Here is a 1,160-nt window from a genome sequence, read left to right as displayed (position 1 = left end):
GTCGGTGAGGGTGTTGATGTCGATACCGGCGCGGTCCCAGATTTCCGTGCGGGTGGCGGCAGGCAGCACGGCTTGCACGTACACGCCTTGTGGCGACAGTTCCAGGCTCAGGCCTTGGGAGAGGAACAGTACGAACGCCTTGGTCGCGCCATACACCGACATGCCGAACTCCGGCGCCAGGCCCACCACCGAGCCGATGTTGATGATCGCGCCGTCGCCGGCCTTGGCCAGACGCGGGGCGATCGCACTGGCCAAACGCACCAGCGCCGTGGTGTTGAGCGCGACCAGTTGCGCCACGCTGTCGGTGCTCTGCTCGATGAAGGTACCGGACTGCGCCGCGCCGGCATTGTTGACGAGAATGCCGATGCGCGCGTCGTCACGCAGACGCGCCTCGACGCTTTGCAGGTCGCTGAGTCGGGTCAGATCGGCTTGCAGCACTTCGACATTGACGTTGTGTTCAGCGCGCAAACCGGCGGCAAGGGTATCCAGGCGCGCCTGGTCACGGGCGACCAGCACCAGATCGTGACCGCGTTGGGCGAAACGTGCGGCGTAAACCGCGCCGATGCCGGAGGAGGCGCCAGTGATCAGAACAGTAGGGCGAGTAGTCATGGTGTGGGCTCTTTGTCAGTTGAAGACTGATTGCGGGCCTTTAGGATGATGATCGAAATCTAACCTGTCAACGGTTTTGATTATGGCCAACATCTATGTATCATCGGCCCATGAATTTTCAGCGCTGGAGGTATTCAACATGCGCGTATCCAAGGCTCAGGCTCAGGCCAATCGCGAGCACATTGTCGAAACGGCATCAGTGATGTTCCGCGAACGCGGTTATGACGGGGTCGGCGTGGCTGACCTGATGGCGGCCGCCGGTTTTACTCACGGCGGTTTCTACAAGCACTTCGGCTCCAAGGCCGACCTGATGACCGAAGCCTCGGCCAACAGCCTGGCGCAGTCCACGGCCGCCGCCGAAAGCATGAGCGTGCAGGATTTCATCAATGTGTACGTGTCGCGAGACCATCGCGACGGCCGCTCCACCGGTTGCACCATGGCAGCGCTGTGCGGCGATGCGGCGCGGCAGTCCGGGGACGTGAAAGCGGCGTTCGCTGAAGGTATCGAGCGCACGTTGCAGACGCTCGGCGAGAAATACCCGACCGCAGCGG

General features: G+C 62.4%; 2 protein-coding genes. One reads left to right on the top strand and one right to left on the bottom strand.

Going from position 1 to position 1,160, the window contains the following annotated elements:
- Positions 1-609, bottom strand: a 609-nt coding sequence (locus OQK_RS00805) for an SDR family NAD(P)-dependent oxidoreductase (RefSeq protein WP_016770689.1), incomplete at its 3' end; no start/stop codon positions are given.
- Between the two features lie 139 nt (positions 610-748).
- Here OQK_RS00805 and OQK_RS00800 point away from each other — a divergent pair.
- On the top strand, positions 749-1,160 hold a 412-nt coding region (locus OQK_RS00800; RefSeq protein ID WP_038860171.1), incomplete at its 3' end, for a TetR/AcrR family transcriptional regulator.

Source organism: Pseudomonas sp. R62 (genome assembly GCF_000257605.1).
Classification (GTDB): Bacteria; Pseudomonadota; Gammaproteobacteria; order Pseudomonadales; family Pseudomonadaceae; genus Aquipseudomonas; species Aquipseudomonas atacamensis.
This window is presented reverse-complemented; position numbering and strand designations above follow the sequence as displayed.